At 35.7% G+C, this 23,260-nt stretch carries 24 protein-coding genes; 14 read left to right on the top strand and 10 right to left on the bottom strand.

Annotated elements, in window-relative coordinates:
* Nucleotides 1-12: 12 nt before the first annotated feature.
* Nucleotides 13-1,437: a histidine--tRNA ligase gene (gene hisS, locus EZM65_RS11710; RefSeq protein ID WP_169051709.1), complete on the bottom strand. Its 1,425-nt coding sequence runs from the start codon at nucleotides 1,435-1,437 to the stop codon at nucleotides 13-15.
* Nucleotides 1,438-1,591: 154 nt separating this feature from the next.
* Between hisS and EZM65_RS11715 the strand changes: the two genes are divergently transcribed.
* Both EZM65_RS11715 and EZM65_RS11720 read left to right on the top strand, forming a co-directional pair.
* The gene (locus tag EZM65_RS11715) at nucleotides 1,592-2,830 is read left to right on the top strand and encodes an ABC transporter permease (RefSeq protein ID WP_136668748.1); all 1,239 of its coding nucleotides are present in this window, start codon (nucleotides 1,592-1,594) and stop codon (nucleotides 2,828-2,830) included.
* 11 nt (nucleotides 2,831-2,841) lie between these two features.
* Nucleotides 2,842-3,264, top strand: coding sequence for a hypothetical protein (locus EZM65_RS11720; RefSeq protein WP_136668749.1), 423 nt, complete (start codon nucleotides 2,842-2,844; stop codon nucleotides 3,262-3,264).
* 1 nt (nucleotide 3,265) lies between these two features.
* On the opposite strand, the gene prmC is transcribed toward EZM65_RS11720, so the two are convergent.
* Complete coding sequence (gene prmC, locus EZM65_RS11725; RefSeq protein ID WP_136668750.1) at nucleotides 3,266-4,120, bottom strand: peptide chain release factor N(5)-glutamine methyltransferase; 855 nt, start codon at nucleotides 4,118-4,120, stop codon at nucleotides 3,266-3,268.
* Between the two features lie 54 nt (nucleotides 4,121-4,174).
* The gene (locus EZM65_RS11730) at nucleotides 4,175-4,651 is read right to left on the bottom strand and encodes a GNAT family N-acetyltransferase (RefSeq protein ID WP_136668751.1); all 477 of its coding nucleotides are present in this window, start codon (nucleotides 4,649-4,651) and stop codon (nucleotides 4,175-4,177) included.
* 25 nt (nucleotides 4,652-4,676) lie between these two features.
* Here EZM65_RS11730 and ribD point away from each other — a divergent pair, with 25 nt between their 5' ends.
* From ribD to EZM65_RS11745, 3 genes are read left to right on the top strand one after another with little or no spacing between them, the layout of a single operon-like run.
* Entirely contained in the window at nucleotides 4,677-5,684 is a 1,008-nt protein-coding gene (gene ribD / locus EZM65_RS11735; protein ID WP_136668752.1) for a bifunctional diaminohydroxyphosphoribosylaminopyrimidine deaminase/5-amino-6-(5-phosphoribosylamino)uracil reductase RibD, read from the top strand.
* The gene (locus EZM65_RS11740; RefSeq protein WP_136668753.1) at nucleotides 5,677-6,303 is read left to right on the top strand and encodes an HAD family phosphatase; all 627 of its coding nucleotides are present in this window, start codon (nucleotides 5,677-5,679) and stop codon (nucleotides 6,301-6,303) included. Before ribD ends, EZM65_RS11740 begins: the two co-directional genes overlap by 8 nt.
* A 49-nt stretch (nucleotides 6,304-6,352) precedes the next feature.
* The gene (locus EZM65_RS11745) at nucleotides 6,353-6,961 is read left to right on the top strand and encodes a YigZ family protein (protein ID WP_136668754.1); all 609 of its coding nucleotides are present in this window, start codon (nucleotides 6,353-6,355) and stop codon (nucleotides 6,959-6,961) included.
* Here EZM65_RS11745 and EZM65_RS11750 read toward each other — a convergent pair.
* The gene (locus EZM65_RS11750; RefSeq protein ID WP_136668755.1) at nucleotides 6,958-7,359 is read right to left on the bottom strand and encodes a thioesterase family protein; all 402 of its coding nucleotides are present in this window, start codon (nucleotides 7,357-7,359) and stop codon (nucleotides 6,958-6,960) included. The two genes, EZM65_RS11745 and EZM65_RS11750, sit on opposite strands and share 4 nt — an antisense overlap.
* 199 nt (nucleotides 7,360-7,558) lie before the next feature.
* Here EZM65_RS11750 and dnaA point away from each other — a divergent pair, with 199 nt between their 5' ends.
* The 3 genes from dnaA (at nucleotide 7,559) to EZM65_RS11765 (ending at nucleotide 10,567) form a co-directional block, all read left to right on the top strand.
* Entirely contained in the window at nucleotides 7,559-8,986 is a 1,428-nt protein-coding gene (dnaA, locus tag EZM65_RS11755) for a chromosomal replication initiator protein DnaA (RefSeq protein WP_169051710.1), read from the top strand.
* Nucleotides 8,986-9,444 carry a low molecular weight protein-tyrosine-phosphatase gene (locus EZM65_RS11760; protein WP_136668757.1) on the top strand — a complete coding sequence of 153 codons (459 nt, stop codon included), beginning with the start codon at nucleotides 8,986-8,988 and terminating at the stop codon, nucleotides 9,442-9,444. Before dnaA ends, EZM65_RS11760 begins: the two co-directional genes overlap by 1 nt.
* A gap of 397 nt (nucleotides 9,445-9,841) precedes the next feature.
* Nucleotides 9,842-10,567: an SAM-dependent methyltransferase gene (locus EZM65_RS11765; protein WP_136668758.1), complete on the top strand. Its 726-nt coding sequence runs from the start codon at nucleotides 9,842-9,844 to the stop codon at nucleotides 10,565-10,567.
* Here the strand turns inward: EZM65_RS11765 and EZM65_RS11770 are convergent.
* From EZM65_RS11770 to dapF, 4 genes are all read right to left on the bottom strand, one after another.
* Nucleotides 10,564-11,208 (bottom strand): peptidoglycan-binding protein LysM, encoded by a 645-nt coding sequence (locus tag EZM65_RS11770; protein WP_136668759.1) that lies wholly within the window; start codon nucleotides 11,206-11,208, stop codon nucleotides 10,564-10,566. The genes EZM65_RS11765 and EZM65_RS11770 overlap by 4 nt on opposite strands.
* A gap of 237 nt (nucleotides 11,209-11,445) precedes the next feature.
* The gene (gene mltG, locus EZM65_RS11775; protein WP_136668760.1) at nucleotides 11,446-12,465 is read right to left on the bottom strand and encodes an endolytic transglycosylase MltG; all 1,020 of its coding nucleotides are present in this window, start codon (nucleotides 12,463-12,465) and stop codon (nucleotides 11,446-11,448) included.
* Nucleotides 12,466-12,476: 11 nt separating this feature from the next.
* On the bottom strand, nucleotides 12,477-13,010 hold the full coding sequence (locus EZM65_RS11780) for a GNAT family N-acetyltransferase (protein ID WP_136668761.1): 534 nt from the start codon (nucleotides 13,008-13,010) through the stop codon (nucleotides 12,477-12,479).
* 8 nt (nucleotides 13,011-13,018) lie between these two features.
* A complete protein-coding gene (gene dapF, locus EZM65_RS11785) occupies nucleotides 13,019-13,801 on the bottom strand; it encodes a diaminopimelate epimerase (RefSeq protein ID WP_136668762.1) in 783 nt (260 codons plus the stop codon).
* Nucleotides 13,802-13,986: 185 nt separating this feature from the next.
* On the opposite strand from dapF, the gene EZM65_RS11790 reads away from it, so the two are divergent.
* From EZM65_RS11790 to EZM65_RS11810, 5 genes are all read left to right on the top strand, one after another.
* Nucleotides 13,987-15,375, top strand: a complete 1,389-nt coding sequence (locus EZM65_RS11790; RefSeq protein ID WP_136668763.1) for a S1C family serine protease — start codon at nucleotides 13,987-13,989, stop codon at nucleotides 15,373-15,375.
* Between the two features lie 132 nt (nucleotides 15,376-15,507).
* Nucleotides 15,508-16,953 carry a glyceraldehyde-3-phosphate dehydrogenase gene (locus tag EZM65_RS11795; protein WP_136668764.1) on the top strand — a complete coding sequence of 482 codons (1,446 nt, stop codon included), beginning with the start codon at nucleotides 15,508-15,510 and terminating at the stop codon, nucleotides 16,951-16,953.
* Nucleotides 16,954-17,070: 117 nt separating this feature from the next.
* Entirely contained in the window at nucleotides 17,071-17,403 is a 333-nt protein-coding gene (locus EZM65_RS11800; protein ID WP_136668765.1) for a YegP family protein, read from the top strand.
* A gap of 76 nt (nucleotides 17,404-17,479) precedes the next feature.
* Nucleotides 17,480-17,719, top strand: a complete 240-nt coding sequence (locus tag EZM65_RS11805; RefSeq protein WP_136668766.1) for a hypothetical protein — start codon at nucleotides 17,480-17,482, stop codon at nucleotides 17,717-17,719.
* Complete coding sequence (locus EZM65_RS11810) at nucleotides 17,720-18,229, top strand: GNAT family N-acetyltransferase (RefSeq protein ID WP_136668767.1); 510 nt, start codon at nucleotides 17,720-17,722, stop codon at nucleotides 18,227-18,229. It begins immediately after the preceding gene.
* Nucleotides 18,230-18,231: 2 nt separating this feature from the next.
* Here the strand turns inward: EZM65_RS11810 and EZM65_RS11815 are convergent, their stop codons facing one another.
* Nucleotides 18,232-19,572 (bottom strand): peptidoglycan endopeptidase, encoded by a 1,341-nt coding sequence (locus EZM65_RS11815; RefSeq protein WP_136668768.1) that lies wholly within the window; start codon nucleotides 19,570-19,572, stop codon nucleotides 18,232-18,234.
* 288 nt (nucleotides 19,573-19,860) lie between these two features.
* On the opposite strand from EZM65_RS11815, the gene EZM65_RS11820 reads away from it, so the two are divergent.
* Nucleotides 19,861-20,739 carry a PD40 domain-containing protein gene (locus EZM65_RS11820; RefSeq protein WP_136668769.1) on the top strand — a complete coding sequence of 293 codons (879 nt, stop codon included), beginning with the start codon at nucleotides 19,861-19,863 and terminating at the stop codon, nucleotides 20,737-20,739.
* 191 nt (nucleotides 20,740-20,930) lie between these two features.
* Here the strand turns inward: EZM65_RS11820 and EZM65_RS11825 are convergent, their stop codons facing one another.
* Nucleotides 20,931-23,195, bottom strand: coding sequence for an aconitate hydratase (locus tag EZM65_RS11825; RefSeq protein ID WP_136668770.1), 2,265 nt, complete (start codon nucleotides 23,193-23,195; stop codon nucleotides 20,931-20,933).
* Between the last annotated feature and the right edge of the window lie 65 nt (nucleotides 23,196-23,260).

Below are 23,260 nucleotides of genomic sequence, written 5' to 3' on the forward strand. Positions count from 1 at the left end.
GAAGGACTTTTATTATTTTAATCTATCTTTTAATTCTTCAAAACCAACAGTTTGTTGCTCACCGGAAGCTAGATTTTTAATATTGTAGACATTATTTATCACTTCTTCCCCACCCACAATAATTGCAAAAGGAATACCGCGTTTATCAGCATATTGAAATTGCTTACCTATTTTGGCGTTATCAGGATACAATTCAACTTTTATTCCTTCGTTACGCAATTTCGCAATCGCTTTCATTGCATATTTGGCTTCAGTTTCACCAAAATTTAAGAAAATAGCTTTTGATGTCGATGTAACTGTTTCAGGGAATAATCCCAATTCTTCTACAACCAAATAAATTCTGTCCAATCCAAATGAAATACCCACACCACTCACATTCTTTAATCCAAAGATTCCGGTTAAATCATCATAACGACCTCCTCCTCCTATGGATCCCATAGCAACACCTTCCGGAGCTGAAACTTCAAAAATAGCTCCTGTGTAATAATTCAATCCTCTTGCCAAAGTCACATCCAAATCCAACTTTGAATCCTGAAGACCTATTTCCAAAACATTTTCACAAATAAATCGTAATTCCTCTACTCCTTTTAATCCTTCGGTTGAAGTAGCTAATAATTGAGAAAGCTTTTCTAATTTTTCAGTTATTGTTCCTGTGAAGTTAAATAACGGTTGTACTTTTTCAATAGCTTCATCAGAAATACCTTTTTCAAGCATTTCTTTCTTGACACCATCTTCACCTATTTTATCTAATTTATCTAACGCAACTGTAAAATCAATTAATTTATCCGAAGCACCAATAACCTCAGCAATTCCAGACAAAATTTTACGGTTATTGATTTTTACCGTTACCCCTTTTAATCCCAAATCAGAAAAAACAGCATCATACAATTGCACTAATTCCACCTCTTGCCACAGCGATGTAGAACCTACCACATCAGCATCACATTGATAAAACTCTCTGAAACGTCCTTTTTGAGGTCGGTCAGCACGCCATACCGGCTGAATTTGGTAACGCTTAAACGGAAATTCTATTTCGTTTTGATGTTGTACCACATAACGGGCAAAAGGAACAGTTAAATCATAACGAAGTGCTTTTTCAGAAATCTTATTAGTAAACTGATTCAATTCAATCAATTCATCAACCGAAATCGTTTCTGCAGAATTCACTTGTAATGATTCGATTGATTTAGGCAATTCGATTTTCTTTTTGTTAAAAAAATAATTTCCTGAGTTTAAAATCTTAAAGATCAATCGGTCGCCTTCTTCTCCATATTTCCCCATCAATGTTTCTGAATTTTCAAAAGTAGGTGTTTCAATAGGCTGAAATCCAAAACGTTCAAAATGCTTTCTAATCGTATTGAAAATATAGTTTCGTTTTGCTACTTCGGCAGGAGAAAAATCACGAGTCCCTTTTGGAATTGAAGGTTTCATATGGATATTAAATTATGTATGTTAGATTATTAGATTTTTGGATTGTTAAATATGAAAATTCCAATACCAAAAATCAAACGCAAATATCTTACATTTTAAACGAAATGTAAAATTTACATCTATATTGTAACAAAATAGCCCATTATATGACAAATATAGCATGGTAGGATTAGTAAAAGAAAACATAAAAATTGCTTTAGGCTCAATCAAAGCACAATTATTACGAACAATTTTAACTGTGTTAATAATCGCTATTGGTATTACTGCCCTAGTAGGTATTTTAACCGTAGTTTCGGCTTTAGAGAATACTATTTCCAAGGATTTTGCCTCAATGGGAGCCAATACTTTTACAATCAACCAATACGACAACCTTTCAAGAAGGCATGGTGGAGAAAGAGAAAAAATAAACCCTATCATTTCTTATCCTGAAACACAAGAATTCAAAGCCAAATACAATTATCCAATGACATTTACTTCGGTATCATTTACTGCTACTACTACTGCTGAAGTAAAATATGAAAATGATAAGACCGATCCCGAAGTTTCCGTTTTAGGTGTTGACGAAAATTTCACAACAAATTCAGGGTTAGAAGTCGTTAAAGGAAGAAATTTTACCGGATTTGATATTTCAAACAACAATCCAGTTTGCATTTTAGGTTCTGATTTTGAAAAAAAACTATTAGCCGACATAAACCCTATAGACAAAACCATTTCGATTCGTGGCACTAAGTTTAAAGTTATTGGTGTTTTAAAAGAGAAAGGTTCAACCTTTGGTAACAGTCAGGATTTAAGAGTATTGATTCCTATACAAGTTGCAAGAACCATGTTTACAGCTCCCAACATTAACTATTCGGTTAGTGTAATGGTTGACAAAAAAGAATTGCTTGATGAAGCTGTGGACAACGCCACCATCACTATGCGAAAAGTCAGAAAATTAAGTCCGTTGGAAGATGCAAATTTTGGATTGTCCCGAAGTGATGATTTGATCAACAAAATTTTAGACATTACAAAATACCTTGATATTTCTGCATGGGTTATTGGTGTGATTACCATTTTTGGTTCCACTATTGCCTTAATGAATATCATGTTGGTTTCTGTAACCGAACGTACCCGAGAAATAGGGACTAGAAAAGCCTTAGGAGCCAAAAGAAGTACTATAGCGATTCAGTTTTTTATGGAAACATTAGTTATTGGTCAACTAGGAGGCTTACTAGGTGTCGTTTTAGGAATCTCAATAGGCTATCTAATTGCTACACTAATAGAATTCCAGTTTGCCGTTCCATGGTTGGCAATTATTTCAGCATTTATTGTTTGCTTTATTGTGGCTATTGTTTCTGGTTCTTATCCGGCTTTAAAAGCATCCAAATTAGATCCTATTGAGGCGTTACGTTACGAATAAAAATTACACAAATGGAACAAAGAGATCATATAGAAAAGCAAATTGAAAAAATTGGTTTATTACTCAACAAACTATTTTCTAAAATTTTAAAATTGAATGATGTTGAATTTTCAAATCAAATAGCTGAAGAAGTTAACACAACATTACTTACAACACTTAATATAAACAGCATTACTTTTAACGAAATACACCCTGATGATTTTATTCATTTTTTACAATTTGAAAAAAACATCAATCCAGCACATTGGGAAGATTTAGCTAACATTTTTTATTCTTTGTTTAAAAAATCAGAAAAAGATTCTGAAGAATATGTCAACACATTGAACAACTGCCTCATGATTTACAACTATTTGGAAAAATCGGAAGGGACTTTTTCTTTTGAAAGAAATCAAAAAATGAATGAGATTAGAGCTGTATTAAATTTTAAAAAATAATTTAGAAACATCCTCTAATCATTCTATCATTACCATAAATATCTTTTCTAAGTTCAATATTCGAGAAGTGATGATTTTCTAAAAGACTTATCATTTCCTTGCCCAAATACTGATTAATTTCAAAGTAAAGTGCTCCACTATTTGAAAGATTTTTTTGAGCCAATTGCGTTATTTTTCTGTAAAACAATAAAGCATCATCATCTTCAACAAACAACGCTAAATGAGGTTCGTAATCTAATACGTTTTTCTTGATTTCTTCTTTTTCAAGATTTCGTACATATGGCGGATTAGAAACAATAATATCAAATTGCTGACCTAAATCTTCGATTTCCAAAATACTTTGATGCAAAAAATGCACATCAACATTATTAGTCCTGGCATTTCTCTTAGCAACTTCTAAAGCTTTTTCAGAAACATCTAGCGCATATACTTCGGCATTAGGCAAATTTTCAGCCAATGAAATAGCAATACAACCTGTTCCGGTACCAATATCCAATATCTTTAGAGGATTCGTTGATTTGATAATTTGGTTATTTGATAAAATCCAATCGACCAATTCTTCCGTTTCCGGTCTTGGAATAAGTGTATTTTCATTAACATAAAAAGGCAACCCGAAAAACTCCGTCTCGCCAAGAATATACTGAATAGGTTTTTGCTCTTTTAATTGCGACAAAACCGTTTCCCATTGCAGCAACTGCACAACATCTAATTCGAAATCTGGTTGCATTGCAAAATCGATACGCTTCATTTGATGAAAAGCTTCTAAAACAATATAAAAAAAACTCTCTATTTCTTTTTCATCATAAATAGAAATCAGTTCGTTGGTAAACTGGGTCTTGTATTCTTTTAACAGCATTTTGAAATTTCTAGTTATTTGTTATTTGGAGTTTGCTATTTTGCATTTGTCCTTTTACAACGTTTTTATCATCCAAACCGGACATGCCGAATGCCCTGTACACCCCATAGGTTTATCTAAATATTCGAATCCGGTTTTTCGATACAATTTTTGCGCGGCTTCCATATAAGGCATGGTTTCCAAATAACATTGCTTGAACCCTAATTCTTTTGCCTTTGTTAAACACACCTCCATCATTTGTGAACCTATCCCTAAACCTCTTGTCTCAGGAAGAAAATACATCTTTTGTAACTCACAAACATCCGGAGTACCATTAGCCAAAGGTGAAATCCCCGCCACTCCTATGATTATGCCTTCATTTTCCACAACAAAATATGCTGAATTTGGTTTTTGATACGCTTCATACATAGTATCAAGTTCAGGGTCAGCATAAGCTGTACCAACTTTTGGCACATTTAACTCTTCCAGAACAGTTCGGACAACTTTGGCTACCTGAATATTATCCTGTGCCTGTATTTCTCTAATCAACATAAAATTAAAAGCTTATTTTTGTGATGTGAAGATACATCAAAAATACATATCGCGTTGCATCGAATTAGCTAAAAATGGTTTAGGAACCACTTATCCCAATCCTTTGGTAGGCAGTGTAGTTGTTCACAATAACAAAATCATTGGCGAAGGCTGGCATAGAAAAGCCGGCGAACCACATGCTGAAGTCAATGCCGTAAATTCGGTCAAAGACAAATCGCTTCTAAAAGAATCAACCATATATGTAAGTTTGGAACCTTGCAGCCATTTTGGAAAAACTCCACCTTGTGCCGACTTAATAATCGCACATCAAATCCCGAATGTAGTCATAGGAACCATTGACCCATTTGCAAAAGTTTGCGGTGCAGGAATTGAAAAGCTTAAAAATGCAGGATGCAATGTAATTGTTGGCGTTTTAGAAAACGAATGCAATTTATTAAACAAACGCTTTTTTACTTTTCATCAAAAAAAACGTCCCTATATTATTTTAAAATGGGCCGAAACCATTGACGGGTTTATTTCACCCTCAACCAAGGAAGAAAATAAACCTGTATGGATTACCAATCAATACTCCCGTCAATTGGTTCATAAATGGCGAACCGAAGAACAAGCAATACTTGTAGGCACCCAAACTGTGATTGATGACAATCCAAAATTGAATGTCAGGGATTGGTCCGGAAACAATCCTGTAAGAGTAGTTTTAGACAGAAAGCATAAAATTTCAAAAGAAAGTCATATATTTGATAATTCGGCTTCTACGATTTTGATAGACGAATCAACAATTGATTTTACAAAAAATACCGTAAATCAAATAATTGAAACACTATATCAAAACAATATTCAATCAGTAATTATTGAAGGTGGAAGCAAAACTTTACAAGGTTTTATCAATGAAAATGTATGGGATGAAGCCCGAATTTTCAGAGGTAAAAACTCTTTTCCAAATGGAACGAAAGCTCCGGAGATAAGTGGAAAACTTGTAAAAAGAGAAATTATAATAGATGATGAACTTTTAATTTTTTCAAATTATGATTAATACTATTATTTTCGATTTTGGCGATGTATTAATGGATTTAGATAAAAATGCATCTTTAGAAGCGTTAAAAAAGCTTGGCTTACAATCCTGGAATGAAGAAATAGATAAAGTAAATCAACAATTTGAAAAAGGAAAAATCACCGAAGTTCAATTCATGATTGAAATGAAAAAACTAATGCCCAATGCTTCGATAGATGATATCAGAGCTGCCTGGAATTCTGTTTTGATTGACTTCCCTTTGGCTCGATTAGAGTTTCTTCAAAAATTATCACACAAATACCGTTTATTCCTTTTAAGCAATACCGATGAGATTCATATCGCAAAATTTGAACATCGGGTAGGAATGACTTTTGCCCGTGAATTTTATCAATGCTTTGAAAAAGTGTATTTTTCTTTTGAGATAGGTTACCGCAAACCGGAACCAGAAGCTTTCAGTTTCATTATCAACAAACATGAATTAAACCCAAAACGCACTTTGTTTATTGACGACAAAAAGACCAATACTGATATCGCTGCGTCTTTAGGAATGCATGTCTGGAATTTACAAGTTGGTTCAGAAGATATCACTGATCTTTTTTCAAAAAAAGAAATTCCATTCCCCGCACTGTCTAAACTTTAAGACAGCATTTAAAATAAAAATATAATACTTTTGCACTCAAATTATTCCATTGAGTACAACCGACACATATAAAACTATAGAAGAAGCTTCGCCCGAAACATTGTTTAAAGAAAAGAACAGCAAGTTTTACGGATATGCTTTCCCTGTTACTTCAGAAGAAGAAATCAAATCCCATATTGAACATTTAAAAAAAGTACATTTTTCTGCACGCCATTGGTGTTATGCCTGGCAATTAGGCACAACAAAAACCCAATACCGCGCCAACGATGACGGAGAACCCAACAACAGCGCCGGCATGCCTATTTACGGACAAATTCAATCGTTTGATGTCACTAATGTTTTAGTGGTAGTAGTCCGTTATTTTGGTGGAGTAAAATTAGGCGTTGGCGGACTTATTTCCGCTTATCGCGAAGGTGCAAAGCTAGCTTTGGAAGCATCGGCTATTATTGAAAAAACAATAGATATACATTTCAGCATTACTTTCGATTACAAAAACATGAATAAAGTCATGCGTGTTATCAAAGAAAAGAACCTCAACATTGTTTCCCAGAAAATGGAAGAAAGCTGCCAGATCGAAATTTCAACCCGTAAAAAAAATGCCGAAATGATTTTCGACATTTTCACTAATTTATTTGAAGTGGAAATTGAAGAACTTTAAGCTTCGACAATCAATTCTTTTAGATACTCAGGAGGCAAAGTTGGACGTCCGGTTTTGGCATCTACAAACACCAAAATTGAATTACCGGTTGTTAATAACTCACCCGTTTCATTGAACACTTCATAATCAAATTCAATTTTGACTGATTTTTGACTTTTAAAGATTGTCCGTATTGTTAATAAATCATCATAACGCGCCGGTTTTTTATAATTCATAGACAAAGAAACCAACGGAAGCATAATTCCGTTTTCTTCCATCCATTTATACGAAACCCCCAGGTTTCTCAACCACTCCACACGTCCCATTTCAAAATACTGAGCGTAATTACCGTGGTACACTACAGCCATTTGATCGGTTTCAGCATAGCGAACCCGCACTTGAATTTCATGAATTTTCATACGCATTTTCTTAAAAAAAATTTCACCCTTTGTTAACCCCAACAAACAGTCATAAGACAATTTTTTGATAAAATCAATATGAAAAAAATTTTTTTTTAAAGATTTTATCAAGGATATTTGCTTTCCCAATCCACTCAACTTCTTGACTTATTTGAATCAAGAAAAAAACTAAAAACTAACAAGTATAAGAATGCATACAATGAATAAAACTGCGGAATCAGTATGGGCTAATTGTCTGTCTTTTATAAAGGACAACATTCAGGAGCAAGCTTACAAAACATGGTTTGAACCTATTAAGGCAGTGGAGCTTACTGACAGCGCTTTATATATTCAGGTACCTTCTAAATTCTTCTACGAATGGCTGGAAGAACACTATGTTAAGTTATTAAAAGTAGCATTACAAAAAGAACTTGGTAAAAGCGCGAAGTTACTATATAAAATTAAAATGGAAAACCCTTACGGGAACAAACTTCCATTCACACAGCAAATCCCTAGTGCCGATAGAACTCCGGTTAAAACTCAAGAAATTGATGTCCCTGTACAACAAAAAAACCCTGAGTTAAAAAACCCGTTTATCATCCCAGGCATTCGTAACATAAAAATCGAATCACAATTAAATGCAAGTTATAGTTTTGACAATTTCCTTGAAGGAGACTCAAATCGCTTAGCTCGTAGTGCCGGTATGGCTGTTGCAAACAAACCGGGAGGTACTTCTTTCAATCCATTATTAATCTTTGGAGGCGTTGGATTAGGGAAAACACACTTAGCACATGCAATTGGTGTAGAAATCAAAGAAAAATTCCCTGAAAAAACCGTTTTATACATTTCAGCTGAAATTTTCACGCAGCAATATATAGACTCTGTTAAGAAAAATACTCGAAATGATTTCATTCATTTCTACCAATTAATCGATGTATTAATCATTGATGATGTGCAGTTCCTTTCTGGAAAATCAGGAACACAAGATGTATTTTTCCACATCTTCAATCATTTACACCAAAATGGGAAACAGGTTATCCTGACTTCTGATAAAGCCCCTGTAGACATGCAGGATATCGAACAACGTTTGTTATCTCGCTTCAAATGGGGATTATCAGCTGAATTACACCAACCTGATTACGAAACAAGAGTTTCTATCCTTAAAAACATTTTGTTCCGTGACGGTGTGGAAATGCCTGATGAAATTATTGAATATGTAGCCCGCAACATCAAATCAAATGTACGCGAACTTGAAGGCGCTATTATTTCATTAATTGCACAATCTTCTTTCAACAAAAAAGAAGTAACGATTGATTTAGCCAAACAAGTTGTTGAGAAATTTGTTAAGAATGTTAAGCGTGAGATTTCAATTGATTATATTCAAAAAGTGGTTTCGGATTATTTCCAATTGGATGTAGCTACGTTACAGTCACAAACCAGAAAACGCCATGTTGTTCAGGCACGTCAGCTTGCAATGTTCTTTGCCAAGAAGTTCACAAAGGCCTCTTTAGCAAATATTGGCTCGCAAATTGGTGACCGTGACCACGCTACGGTTTTACACGCTTGTAAAACGGTTGACAATTTAGTTACCACTGACAAACAATTCAAGAAATTTGTTGAAGACATCAACAAAAAACTTTCTTTATAATGGCTAAAAAAATTCTGATGGTATGCTTGGGGAATATTTGTCGCTCTCCATTAGCAGAAGGTATTTTGCGTTCTAAACTATCAGAAAAATTCACAGTTGATTCAGCAGGAACAGGAGGCTGGCATGCAGGCGAACAACCTGACAAACGCTCTATCCAAACCGCAAGAAACAGAGGAATTGATATAACGTATCAAAAAGCCAGAAAATTTAAAAAGACTGATTTTGAAAATTTTGACTACATCTATGTTATGGATAATCAAAATTACAAAGACGTTTTATCTCAAGCCGAAAGCGAAAATCACAAAAACAAAGTCCAGCTTATTTTAGAAGAAATATTCCCAGGAGAGCGTGTAGACGTCCCTGACCCCTACTATGGAGGCCAGGACGGTTTTGAAAAGGTTTACGACATGCTTGATGAAGCTTGCAACTCTATTGCAACTAAGCTTCAAAAAAATTAAAACCCTCTAAAAACCATTGCATAGATAAACAGAAGCACTAAAAGACCTATACCAATGCTTCTAAAAATTTCTTTCCAATCGTATTTTTTCATAGCGTAAAAATTGTTTCTTTTGCAAATAAAACAAAATCTATGACATCTCCATAATTAATTTGTTTTTAAATAACAAATTAGCCGAAGGAACATATATTGACATACAACAATAGACAAAAAGCCTTTAAGGCTGAAAGCTCACCAAAACAACAACAATTAATTCATTTGCCACAAATTTCACAAATCAGCACGAATTAATTTGTGAAGATTCGTGAAATTCGTGGCTATTTTTTTAGAACCTAAAAGGAAAAATGCACTAAAGTGCATAGTTTTAATTATTTTTGGGACCAATAAATTTTACATCCATGAAACCAGCCGCATTTTTAGGAAAATTATATTTAATTCCAACTACCTTAGGAGAATCAACACCTGAAGATGTATTACCTGTAACCATCAAAAGAACGATTGATTTCATCAATCATTACATAGTAGAAAACGAAAAAACGGCTCGTCGTTTCATAAAATCTGTACATCCGGAAAAAAAACAACCCGAATTAATAATCGATGTATTAAACAAACACACTGAAGATCATGAACACCAGGAATTCATTCAACCTTTATTGAATGGACAAAACGTGGGTCTTATGAGTGAAGCCGGATGTCCTGGCGTAGCAGACCCAGGCGCAGTAATTGTAAAATTAGCTCACGAAAAAGGCATCCAGGTTGTGCCACTGGTTGGACCCAGTTCTATTTTATTGGCATTGATGGCTTCAGGAATGAATGGTCAAAGTTTTGCTTTCAACGGTTACTTACCCATTGACAAAGGAGAAAAGAAACAGGCATTAAAAAACTTCGAAAAATTATCATTTGATAAAAACCAGTCTCAGTTATTTATCGAAACTCCATACAGAAACAACAAGCTTATGGAAGATTTGGTTCAGATTTTACAACCCAACACTCATTTATGTGTAGCTTGCGACATTACACTCCCAACAGAATACATTAAAACACTTACTGTAAAAGACTGGAAAAAACAAAAGGTCGATTTACATAACCGACCTTGCATTTTCATTATCCATAAACACTATTAATAAATATAGTGTCTGGCTTTTGCCTGCTTATTAGGTTCGACGCAACTTGTGTCATAACCGGCAAATTCTTTTAGGTACTCCGTTATAGAAGTCCCATAACCGTCTTTAAACTTACGATTCCCATTCGTTCTTAAAAATCGCTTAACAGATCCCGGTCCGCCTAAATGCGCAGCTGCCAGGATACCTGATTCGGTAATAGGAATACCTTGAATAGTTCTTCCGGCATATCTGGCAATTTCACGACGCAGTTCCCATTTATTACGTGCTAAATTGGCCAGAAATGCTTTTTCCTGTAATTTTCTGCTGCGTAAAAATTTCTCTTCGTCGCTTATTCCTAAACTTTCCAGCGTCTGTGAACCAAACTGGTATTTACCTAAATACCCTAAAGTATTCACTTTATTGTATTTACCATGTGATTCGCGGACTGCTAAGCTTTGCTGAAAACCTATAAAGGTTTTTCCTGTAAATGGCACGTCAAAAAACTTTTGACCCACCTCCACTTCTGTAGGTACAGTATAAATTCCATGTTTTTCAAATACGTGAAACCAAGGAAATAACTCAGATTTGAATGGTCTAAAACCAGAACTTAGGGTGATGATTGAGGCAAATAATCCGAAATAGAATATTTGTTTTTTTGTCATAAAAAAAATTTTCTTTCTAACTAAGAGCAGTTGTATTTTTTGAACTAACTCTATCATTGTCAGAAAATTTCACTAGGCAAAGATACGGCAATTTTTGTAAAAAAATACACAATTTTTTGTTAACAGCCCTTCACACTGCGAAAACACTAATAATTCCGACTAAAAAAAGTTATTAACAATAAAAAATGCAATCAGAAGAAATCTGACTGCATTTCAAAAATATCTTTATCAAATACTTTACAAACCTAGCTTATTCACCCATTCAGTATATTTTTTTGCATTAACCTGATGCTCTTCATAGGTTTCTGCAAAATCATGATAACCTCTTCTTTCCACACTGGCACAAAAATAAATATAATTATGCTTTTCATAATTCAATACAGCATCCACTGCAGAAATATCAGGCATAGCTATTGGCCCTGGAGGCAATCCTAAGTTTTTATAGGTATTATAAGGAGAATTAACAAAAAGCATATCTCCTTTAACGCGTTTGATAACCTGATCAAAATCGTTAGTGTTTTTCTTAATGGCATAAATAATTGTCGGATCAGCCTGCAAAGGCATTTCAGTTCTCAATCTGTTCAAATAAACACCGGCCACACGGGGTCTTTCATCTCCTTTAACGGACTCTTTGTGAACAATAGCCGCTAAAGCAATTACCTGCTGCGGTGTTAAATTCAAAGCCTTCGCTTTTGCCAAACGTTCCTGATTCCAAAAATCCTTATATTCATCCAACATCTTATCACGGAACTTATCTGCCGATGTATTCCACTTTAATTCATAAGTATTAGGAATAAACATCCCCAAAACATTGTCTTCAGTAAAACCGTTTTGACTTAAAAATTCCGGATCTTTAAATGATTTCATCAAACTCAAACTATCAGCTTCGATCTGAGATGAAACTCTGGATACAAATTTCTCAAGGATTTCCTGATTATTAAAAGAAAGACTTAAAGGCATGTTATGACGAAGTGCCGATACAATTTGAAAACTCCCCATTCCTTTCTTCAATAAAAAACGGCCCGGAAAAACATTTTCGTTATAAGAACGCTTTTCAGCAATAAATTTAAAATTATCTATATCCTTAACTTCTGTCGAAAGTATTTTAAGCACATCTTCATAAGTAGAACCGGTAGGAATAAAAATATATTCTTCCGCTGCATCAAATTTAGTATTGCCGGAAAAAGCTTTAAAATATACAAAAGTGGCTAAAGCAAGTCCAAGGATTCCAACTCCTAATAATAATTTCTTCTTCAAAGTTATAATGTTTATTGTTGTGTATTAATCAATTGAAAAATGGCTTCATCAACGTATTTACCCCGCAGATAAACCCAATCTTTCTTAATTCCGATTTTTTGGAACCCAAAAGTAGTAAAAAGCTTTAAACTGATTTCATTATTTACTCCAATATTAGCATAAAGCTGATGCAAATTCAATTGTTTAAAAGCATAATCAATCAAAAGACTTAAGGCTTCTTTGCCTATCCCTTTATTTTTATGAATTTCATTTTGGATTACAATACCAATTCCTGCCCGATGATTTTTAGGGTCAAAATCAAACAAATCAATCAACCCGACAGCTTTTTTATCCTCATTCGTACAAACAGCAAGTCTAAGCTGCTTGGCTTCATAAATATCCTGATGTGCATTTTCTAAATACTGTTTGATCAGAAAACGGGAATAAGGCGTTTGTGTATTACTTACCTCCCAAATAGTTTCATCATTTTCTATTGCAAAAACAAACTCCAGATCCTCTGGTTCCAAGGCTCTCAAATAGATATTTTCTCCTTTTAAAGTAATCATCGGCCGGCTTAGATTTCAATTTCTCCCTTAAACACAAATTGCGCAGGTCCTATTAAATGAACATTTCTATAGGTATCCCCTTCTTTATCAAAAGACACTTTCAGCTGTCCTCCTTCTACATTTATAACAATTTCATTCGAATCTGCTTTTCCTAAATCCTTCATCGCTATTGCCACAGCTGTTGCACCGGTACCGCACGACAAAGTTTCATCTTCAACCCCACGCTCATAGGTACGAATAGAAAATTCATTTTCACCTACTTGGTCAACAAAATTGACATTGCTTCCTGCCTGACCGTACAATTCTCCGTAACGTATTTTTGCTCCTTCGTTTTTAACATCAAAAATTTTCAAATCTTCAACCAATTGAACATGGTGCGGAGAACCAGTATTCAAAAAAACATAATCAGAGTTCGTATTTACTTTATCAACATCTATCATTTGTAATGAAACAATGTCATCACTATCAATAGAAGCATGGTGCAGACCATCAACAGCCATAAAAGCAGCCTCACTCTTAATCACTCCCATTTGTTTTGCAAAAGCCACCAAACAACGTCCGCCGTTACCGCACATCGAACTTTCATTCCCGTCAGAATTATAATAAACCATTTTAAAATCTGTCGAATTGTCACTTTCAAGCAGCATCAAACCGTCAGCACCTATCCCAAACCTTCTGTCGCAAAGGAAATTGATTAGTTTGGTATCATTTTTGGGAAAAAACAAACTACGGTTATCAATGATTACAAAATCATTTCCGGTTCCTTGATATTTATAAAAAGTAATTTTCATTTGTGCAAAGTTTATTGAAATAAGCCATTTAAACAACAATACAAATGTCTTACTCTAATTACAGATTTCAAAATTACAAATATTAATGCAAAGTTAAAGATTGTTAAACGAGCGTTAAAGCTATAGAACCGATATAAGAAAATTATAATTTTACGTTTATAAATACAAACCCAAAAGATGAACTTATGAGAAAATTTGGAAGCTTATTTTTAATTTCTTTAATCAGTGGAGCAACCACTTTAGGCGGCTATAAATTATTTATTGAGAATTCATCAGCCGAATCAAAACTATCAATTGCACCAGACAACATTGCCCGCACAGTAGGCTTTGGTGCCGAAAATATAGATTTTACCGTTTCAGCGGAAAAAGCAGTACATACTGTAGTTCACGTAAAAAACAAAACCGTTTACAATGTGCCTTCTGATCCTTTAATGGAATTCTTTTACGGCTACAGAGGCGGTCAGCAGCAAACCCAGGTGGGAACAGGTTCAGGGGTTATAATCAGCAAAGACGGTTATATTGTCACCAACAACCACGTGATACAAAACGCAACTGAGTTAGAGGTTACACTCAACAACAATAAAACATATAAAGCAAAACTTATAGGAACCGACAGCAAAATGGATATTGCTTTATTAAAAATTGATGCAAATGAAGATTTACCAGCTGCTACTTTTGGCAATTCAGACCAAATAAAAGTGGGTGAATGGGTGCTAGCGGTAGGAAACCCATACAATCTAACTTCCACAGTAACAGCTGGTATTGTTTCTGCAAAAGCACGTGATTTGAGCAATCAGGGCATACAGTCTTTTATTCAAACCGATGCAGCGGTAAACCCTGGAAACAGTGGTGGAGCTTTAGTAAACACAAGAGGAGAATTAATAGGTATCAACACTATGATTTCATCGCCTACAGGAAGTTACACGGGTTATTCATTTGCCGTTCCTTCAAATTTAGCACGCAAAATTGTTGAGGATTTGATGGAATATGGCAATGTGCAACGTGGTGTTTTAGGAATTGAGGCCGGCGAATTAAATGCTACAGTAGCAAAAGACAGAGGAATATCTGAGACCACCGGAGTATTGGTCGCAAGAGTATCAAAAGGAACCGGAGCTGAAAAATCAGGGTTAAAATCAGGAGATATCATCAAAAAGCTTGACGACAAAAACATCAATACTTTTGCCGATTTAACTTCGTACATCAACACAAAAAGACCAAACGATGATGTCAGAGTCAGCTTTATACGTGATGGAAAGTTGATGAGCACACCTGTTAAATTAGTCAAAAAAGAATTGGTTAATTATGATTTAAAAGGACTGGAGCTTGAAGATCTGGACGCAAATGACAAAAAAAGATTCCGATTAAGCTATGGTGTAAAAATCAAAGAAGTAACAAATGAAGATTTAACTGAATACGCTGAACAGTTAAAAGGAGGTATCATTTTAAAAATTGACAATGTGAAGGCAACCGATATAGAAACTGTAACCAGAGTACTGTCAAAGAAGAATGACAATCAGAAAACACAAATAGAAATGCTTACAAATTCAGGCGAATTATTACGCTTCTTACTATAAACATTACAAAAGTATTCCAATTGAAAACCAGCTTTTAAGGGCTGGTTTTTTTATGTGAAATTTTTGCCAAAAAAGTTTACGAAAACGTTTGAAATAGATACTTTTGCAACGTCAAATTTTTTATTCAAAGAAATGAGCAATACAACTTATGAAAAAGAACTGGCTTTTCAAGCTGACAGAAGAAAAGCTGCTGTTGAATTTATTAAAATCGTAAGCGATTTATGGTACGACAAATCAATTGAGATGGTTTTATTCAGAAACCATTTGTTAGACCGTAACGTAAGCGACATCATGAATTTACACGATTATGCGGGTGAATTCGTTCAAAAACCAATCAATGTTTTTGATTCTGTTGAAATATTAAGAGCTATTCAGGCCTTGGATTTACCACCATCCCGTTTGGATATTGGTAAATTAACTTACGAATACCATTTAGAAGACGACAAATACAACGATGCCACTGCATTTGTTATTGACAAACTAAAAGACGCTAAAAACACTGAAGAAATCAAACCAAAAGATGTAGTTCTTTATGGTTTCGGACGTATTGGCCGTTTATTGGCAAGAGAATTAATGTCTAAAGTAGGAAAAGGACAACAATTGCGTTTACGTGCTATTGTTACGCGCGATAAAAGCGATGCAGTTTTATTAGAAAAACGTGCTTCATTATTACGCTACGATTCAGTACATGGTGATTTTGAAGGTTCTGTACAGGCAGATCCTGAAAACAACGCTTTAATTGTTAACGGAACTACTGTTCACATTATTACTGCAAACACTCCGGAAGAAATTGATTATACAAAATACGGTATTAATAACGCTTTAGTTATTGATAATACCGGAGCTTTCACAACTGAGGAAGCATTAAGCCGTCACTTAACTTCGGTAGGTGTTGATAAAGTTTTATTAACAGCTCCTGGTAAAGGTGTTCCAAATATCGTTCACGGTGTAAACCATGAAGAATACAACCCGGATGAAGTTAAAATCTGGTCGGCTGCATCATGTACAACAAATGCCATCACTCCAGTTTTAGCTGCAATCGAGGAAACTTTAGGTGTAGTTAAAGGTCATTTGGAAACTATCCACGCTTATACAAACGACCAGAATCTGGTTGACAACATGCACAAAAAATACCGTCGCGGCAGAGCTGCAGCTTTAAACATGGTAATTACAGAAACAGGTGCAGGAAGTGCCGTTGCCAAAGCTTTACCAAGCTTAGCCGGTAAATTAACTTCAAATGCTATCCGTGTACCGGTTCCAAACGGTTCATTGGTAGTTTTAAACCTGGAAGTAGGAAAAGAAACTTCACGTGACGAATTAAACGGTATTATGAAAAAATATGCTCTTGAAGGCAAACTTGTAGAGCAGATCAAATACGAATTAAACAACGAATTAGTATCATCTGATATTGTTGGATCATCTGCTCCGTCAATTTTCGACAGTAATGCTACAATCGTTTCGGCTGATGGCAAAAACGTAGTAATGTATGTATGGTACGATAACGAGTACGGATACAGCCACCAAGTTGTAAGATTAGCTAAATATATCGCTAAAGTAAGACGTTATACTTATTATTAATCGGTTAGATTTAATACATATTTCATTAATCCGCTTCAAAAATGAGGCGGATTTTTTATTTCCGTTTTAAAAAATTTACTATCTTTCTTACAAATTAAGTAAAACGCAATTAAAACTATGGGAAAATTTGTAATTTCTAAAAGAACCAATGGTGAGTTCCAATTCAATTTAAAAGCCGGAAATGGTCAGGTAATCCTATCCAGCGAAGGTTATGCTGCAAGAGGCGGATGTGACAACGGAATCGAATCTGTTAAAAAGAATTCACAGGACGAATCCAACTTTGACAAAAAAACAGCAAGCAATGGTAAATTCTATTTCAATTTAAAAGCCGGAAACGGACAAATCATTGGTTCAAGTCAGATGTACGAAAGCGAACAAGGAAGAGACAACGGGATTGACTCTGTGAGAGAGAATGCCCCTGAAGCTTCTATCGAAGATGAAACTAACTAATTTTATATTATTTATCCAAAGTCCGTTTCAATAACCGAAACGGACTTTTTTATTGTGAATATTTTATTTTCTTTATATGTTCAAATCAACAATTTTATCAATTTTCAGTCTATTAACCGCCTCAACCTGCAGTGAGAAAAAACAATTAATTAAAGATTGCCCTGACGAAAAAATAGTCAACAAAATGCCAAGTGCCGGCAATTCTTCCACTCCAAAAGAATATTACATTTATAAAGGCGAAAGACGTGAAATCTCTGAGTTTGACAGCACATGGGTTTCTAAAAACTGTCAGGTAAAAACAACAGAAGTATTTTAAATGAACCTACAGCCTGTTTTAAAAAATGATTTGGTAAGCCTAATACCTTTGAAAGATTCTGATTTTGAAGAATTATACCAAGTCGCATCTGATCCGTTAATCTGGGAACAGCATCCTAACAAAGACCGATACAAAAGAGAAGTATTTCAGAACTTTTTTGATGGCGCCATGCAATCCGGAGGAGCATTTAAAGCAATTGACAATCAGTCAGGTAAAGTCATAGGCAGTACACGCTTTTACGACCTCAACAAAGAAGACAAAAGCATATTGATAGGATATACTTTTTACGGAAGAGACTACTGGGGTTCAACTTATAATCCGCAGGTCAAAAAACTAATGCTTGATTACGCTTTTCAATTTCTGGATAAGGTATATTTTCATATAGGAGCGGAAAACATCCGTTCACAAAAAGCAATCGAACGACTGGGAGCCGTAAAAACCCGTGAAATTGAAGTAGCTTACCACGGTGAAACGGAAAAATTGAATTTTGAATATGTAATCCTAAAATAATTTTAGTTTACCCCTTCTGTTTTATCCTTCAACACCCTGTTAATCTGCACAAAACGTCTTGAATAATAAGGTTCATTTACGGATGATATGATAACTCCTGAACTGGTTGAAGAGTGTATGAATTTAATATCGTTTTCAGTCACTTCTGTAATCATACCTACATGACTTACACCTCTGCCCCTTGTTGCAAAAAAGATTAAATCTCCTTTCTGCGCATGCTCCTTCGCGATTCTCATCCCTGCATTTGCTGCCATATCACGGGATGAGCGCGGTAATGTCATTTCAATATTTTTAAAAGTCGCGAACATTAAGCCTGAACAATCAAAACCTCCGTTTCCTGTTGCACCGCTACGGTATCTGGCTCCTAAATTTTCAGATGCTTTGGCAATCAAAAATTCAGCTTTTGTCATATTTTCAGGAGATAAGGGCGCTACTTCGGCAATAGGTGCTTCAGCCTGAACTGCTTCCTCATCCACCACTTCGTCAGATTCCTCAATCTGTGGTTTAACCTCTGCAACTTCGTCGTTTTTATCAGACTCAACTTTACCAATTATTTTGAATTGGCTTCCGGATTTTCCGGTTTCCTTCTGCTCCGTTTTTTTCTCTGTTACCTGCTTAGCTTCCGAAGATTTTTCAATAATTTTTTCAATGGCCGCATCAGCTGCTTTTGTATCTTTAGTTGTTTCCGCAACAGTAATCTCTTTTGCTACACCTTTCTTAACCGATAATTTAACCCCAACAGCCAATCCGTTTTTTATTTCCGGATTAAGCGCTTCCAATTCACTGACAGTAAGCCCGTATTTTCTTGAAATACCGTATTTAGTTTCTTTGGTCTGCACTTCATGCACAAGATGGTCACCTGTTACAGGTTCCTTTTTTATTTCTTCCTTTTGAACAATTGGCTCTTTTACCAACACTTTTTTCTCTTTTGAGTCAACTGAAGCAACAGTTTTACCATCACCAACAGGTATAGCAAGCTTAGTCCCTATTTTCAAACCTTCCGTTTCGATAATGGGATTAGCTTCTTTTATTTTTTCAATAGAAGTGTTGTATTTTTTCGAAAGTCCGTATAAAGTTTCTTTTTCCAAAACTTCATGATCAACTGTTTCTGGCTTTTTCTCTTCAACTTTATTTCTCGATGGAACCTGCAAAACCATATTTAACTGAAGCGTCTTTTTAGCTTTTGGGTTCAATGCTAAAATTTCAGAAGGTTTTACATTGTATTTTTGAGCAATACTGTAAACTGATTCTCCTTTTGATACTGTATGATTAACCTTTTCCTGCGAAAAGACCACATTTGAAATTACAAAAAGAAGTAAGGCTAAAAGTTTTTGGAGCTTCATAAATATTAAATTTTTACACAGTAAGAAATACTGCTAAATTTTTAACAATCGGCAATATAGGAATTTTAAGTGTTTGGCTTGTTAAGTTTTAACATTTTTTAAGAAATTGACAGCTAAAAAGTAAGATTTTTATTTGCAAAACAAGAAATCACAAAACACACAAACAATTAAATATCAATTATATACTTAAATTTTATTCAGAAAAAACACAACAATTTGTTAATTAAGAAAAACCTACATTCCAATCTGTATATATTTGATTCAATCAAAAAACTAACGGTCATTACTATGAAAAAATTATTCTCGGCACTTACCATTTTATTCTTCACTTATACACAAGCGCAATCAGAACCTCAAAAATTCGAACCCGGAATCATTTCTGACGGAGGTGTTTTCGGGCTGACTATTTCTCCAGATTCTCAAACGGCGCTTTGGGTAAAATCCAAAGGGAAAAGAGACACCTTAATCATTATGGAATCTCACAAAAGAAATGGCAAATGGATGAAACCGGTTGTAGCGTCTTTTTCGAATCCAAATGGAAGCTGGAAAGACATTGATCCTGTTTTTAGCCCTGATGGCAAAACGGTGCTTTTTCAATCCACCAGAAGTGTAGAAAATCATCCCGACCGAAAAGGGTTTGACATTTGGGCGGTTAAAAAAGTAAAAAACGGCTGGAGCGAACCCTATCACTTAGGGAATACAATTAATACTGATGCTTCAGAATCTTTTGCTACGATGACCAAAAGTGGTAACATCTATTTTATGAAAGATAATGAAACCCAAAAAGGCAATTCAGACATTTGGATTACCCGATTGGTGAAAGGCGAATATCAAAAACCTGAGAACTTAGGCAGTCCAATCAATACCGAAGAAAGAGAATCGAATCCTTTTATTTCGCCTAATGAAGATTATATGATTTATTTCTCGACCAATCCAAAAGGTCATGGTGAAATCGACTTGTACATCAGTTTTAACAACAAAGGCAAATGGAGTGAACCGGTAAATTTAGGAAAACCAATCAATTCAGAGTTGGCTGAATTCTGTCCGTTTATACACCAAAAAGAAAAAAAACTATACTTTGCACGTCAGTCTAAAAGCGGAACGCTTCTGATTGAAGATTTATATTCGGTTGATTTTGACGTTAAGAAATATAAAAATAAAAAGTAATGGTTATTAAAATTTGCCACGAATACACGAATTATTTATCTTTTAAAATCGTATTTCCCGATTAGCCTATTATAAAAACATTCGTGCATTCGTGGCAAAAAACAACAAAAGCCACACACCTAAAAAAAAAAAACAAATAACTAAAAAAGCTCCTGCAGATACAGGAGCTTTATATATACTAAAATATTAAATTACGCTTTTCCAGCTGCAATCAGATTTAACGCTGAACCTGCAACAAACCAGCCAATCTGGCTTTCGTTATAGGTATGATTAGCCATAATAACATCTTTTGATCCATCTGCATGAACAAACTCCAATGTTAATGGTTTACCTGGAGCAAATTCAGTTAAATCCAAGAAATTGATGGTATCGTCTTCCTGAATTTTATCATAATCTGCTTCGTTAGCAAATGTCAAACCTAACATACCTTGCTTTTTTAGATTAGTTTCATGTATACGTGCAAATGATTTTACCAATACCGCCTTTACACCTAAGAAACGAGGCTCCATAGCTGCATGCTCACGCGAAGAACCTTCGCCGTAGTTATGATCACCCACCACGATTGAAGGGATACCAGCTGCTTTGTACGCTCTTTGGACTTTCGGCACCTCATCGTAAGTTCCTGTCAATTGATTTTTAACCGAGTTGGCTTTACCATTAAAAGCATTTTCAGCACCAATCAACATATTGTTGGAAATATTGTCCAAATGTCCACGGTAACGCAGCCACGGTCCCGCCATCGAAATATGGTCGGTGGTACATTTTCCAAACGCTTTGATTAACAACTTCGCTCCCGTGATGTTTTTACCATCCCACGCTTCAAATGGCGCTAAAAGCTGCAAACGATCCGACGTAGGCGAAACCAACACTTCTACTGAAGAACCATCGGCTGCTGGCGGTTGAAAACCAGGATCTTCCACTTCGAAACCTTTTGTTGGCAATTCATCTCCTTTAGGTGGATTCAATTTTACTTCCTGACCGCTATCGCTCAATAACGTATCTGTCAATGGATTGAAATCCAAACGTCCCGAAATTGCAATAGCCGCCACCATTTCCGGCGAGGTTACAAAAGCATGTGTATTTGGGTTCCCGTCTGCTCTTTTAGAAAAATTTCGGTTGAAAGAGTGAATAATTGTATTTTTCTCTTGTTTGTCGGCTCCTGCTCTATCCCACTGACCAATACACGGTCCGCAGGCATTGGTAAACACTTTGGTACCCATTTTTTCGAAAGTCGCAATAATTCCGTCTCTTTCGATGGTATAACGGATTTGCTCCGAACCCGGATTGATACCAAATTCAGCTTTTGGCGTGATACCGTGAGCCACCGCCTGCTCTACAATAGAAGCGGCTCTCGACATATCCTCATACGACGAGTTGGTACACGAACCGATTAATCCCCACTCTACTTTGATAGGCCAACCGTTCGCTTCGGCTTCTGCTTTCATTTTAGAAACCGGCGTTCCTCTGTCTGGCGTGAACGGACCATTGATGTGTGGTTCCAATTCTGATAAGTTGATTTCAATTAATTGGTCGAAATACTGTGCCGGATTAGCATATACCTCCGCATCGGCGGTTAAGTACGACGCTACTTTATCGGCAGCGTCTACCACATCCTGACGACCCGTTGCTGCTAAATATCTTCGCATGGAATCATCGTAACCAAAGGTTGACGTCGTTGCACCAATTTCGGCACCCATATTACAAATCGTTCCTTTTCCGGTACACGACATCGACTCGGCTCCTTCCCCGAAATATTCTACAATAGCGCCTGTTCCTCCTTTTACAGTCAGAATATCAGCTACTTTTAAGATAACGTCTTTTGGCGCTGTCCAACCGTTTAATTTTCCGGTTAGCTTCACACCTATTAATTTAGGGAATTTCAATTCCCACGACATGCCCGACATTACATCTACCGCATCGGCACCACCAACCCCAATGGCTAACATTCCTAATCCGCCCGCGTTAACGGTATGCGAATCGGTACCAATCATCATTCCGCCGGGGAAGGCATAATTTTCCAATACGATTTGGTGGATAATTCCCGAGCCTGGTTTCCAGAACCCGATACCGTATTTGTTAGACACCGAAGACAGGAAATCAAATACTTCTTTTGATTGTGTATTCGCCACAGCTAAATCAGCGGCAGCACCGCTTTTCGCCTGAATCAAGTGGTCACAGTGCACGGTGGTAGGAACGGCTGCTTTACTTTTTCCCGCATGCATAAACTGCAATAGTGCCATTTGTGCAGTTGCGTCCTGGCACGCCACTCTATCCGGTGCAAAATCCACATAATCCTTGCCTCTTGAAAAAGATTGTGTAGGTGTTCCTTCCCAAAGATGGGAGTATAAAATCTTTTCTGATAAGGTAAGCGGACGGCCAACCAACTCCCGTGCTTTATCGACACGCGAAGCCATAGTAGCGTACACTTTTTCAATCATTTCAATATCAAATGCCATAATACTACTTATTTATTGTTTGTTTGTTATTTGTTTTAACCCTACAAGTTACAAAAAATAACCTT

Source organism: Flavobacterium sp. H122 (genome assembly GCF_004959765.1).
GTDB lineage: Bacteria > Bacteroidota > Bacteroidia > Flavobacteriales > Flavobacteriaceae > Flavobacterium.

Bases quoted from the DNA above. Each gene is read 5' to 3' on its own strand.
- EZM65_RS11780 (WP_136668761.1), bottom strand. From the start codon at position 13,010: ATGATTACTTTAAAAGGAGAAAATATCTATTTGAGAGCCTTGGAACCA.
- EZM65_RS11715 (WP_136668748.1), top strand. From the start codon at position 1,592: ATGGTAGGATTAGTAAAAGAAAACATAAAAATTGCTTTAGGCTCAATC.
- EZM65_RS11720 (WP_136668749.1), top strand. From the start codon at position 2,842: ATGGAACAAAGAGATCATATAGAAAAGCAAATTGAAAAAATTGGTTTA.
- EZM65_RS11810 (WP_136668767.1), top strand. From the start codon at position 17,720: ATGAACCTACAGCCTGTTTTAAAAAATGATTTGGTAAGCCTAATACCT.
- EZM65_RS11805 (WP_136668766.1), top strand. From the start codon at position 17,480: ATGTTCAAATCAACAATTTTATCAATTTTCAGTCTATTAACCGCCTCA.
- EZM65_RS11820 (WP_136668769.1), top strand. From the start codon at position 19,861: ATGAAAAAATTATTCTCGGCACTTACCATTTTATTCTTCACTTATACA.
- EZM65_RS11750 (WP_136668755.1), bottom strand. From the start codon at position 7,359: ATGAAAATTCATGAAATTCAAGTGCGGGTTCGCTATGCTGAAACCGAT.
- EZM65_RS11765 (WP_136668758.1), top strand. From the start codon at position 9,842: ATGAAACCAGCCGCATTTTTAGGAAAATTATATTTAATTCCAACTACC.
- EZM65_RS11825 (WP_136668770.1), bottom strand. From the start codon at position 23,195: ATGGCATTTGATATTGAAATGATTGAAAAAGTGTACGCTACTATGGCT.
- dnaA (WP_169051710.1), top strand. From the start codon at position 7,559: ATGAATAAAACTGCGGAATCAGTATGGGCTAATTGTCTGTCTTTTATA.
- EZM65_RS11815 (WP_136668768.1), bottom strand. From the start codon at position 19,572: ATGAAGCTCCAAAAACTTTTAGCCTTACTTCTTTTTGTAATTTCAAAT.
- EZM65_RS11730 (WP_136668751.1), bottom strand. From the start codon at position 4,651: ATGTTGATTAGAGAAATACAGGCACAGGATAATATTCAGGTAGCCAAA.
- dapF (WP_136668762.1), bottom strand. From the start codon at position 13,801: ATGAAAATTACTTTTTATAAATATCAAGGAACCGGAAATGATTTTGTA.
- EZM65_RS11740 (WP_136668753.1), top strand. From the start codon at position 5,677: ATGATTAATACTATTATTTTCGATTTTGGCGATGTATTAATGGATTTA.
- EZM65_RS11795 (WP_136668764.1), top strand. From the start codon at position 15,508: ATGAGCAATACAACTTATGAAAAAGAACTGGCTTTTCAAGCTGACAGA.
- prmC (WP_136668750.1), bottom strand. From the start codon at position 4,120: ATGCTGTTAAAAGAATACAAGACCCAGTTTACCAACGAACTGATTTCT.
- EZM65_RS11800 (WP_136668765.1), top strand. From the start codon at position 17,071: ATGGGAAAATTTGTAATTTCTAAAAGAACCAATGGTGAGTTCCAATTC.
- EZM65_RS11790 (WP_136668763.1), top strand. From the start codon at position 13,987: ATGAGAAAATTTGGAAGCTTATTTTTAATTTCTTTAATCAGTGGAGCA.
- EZM65_RS11760 (WP_136668757.1), top strand. From the start codon at position 8,986: ATGGCTAAAAAAATTCTGATGGTATGCTTGGGGAATATTTGTCGCTCT.
- EZM65_RS11770 (WP_136668759.1), bottom strand. From the start codon at position 11,208: ATGACAAAAAAACAAATATTCTATTTCGGATTATTTGCCTCAATCATC.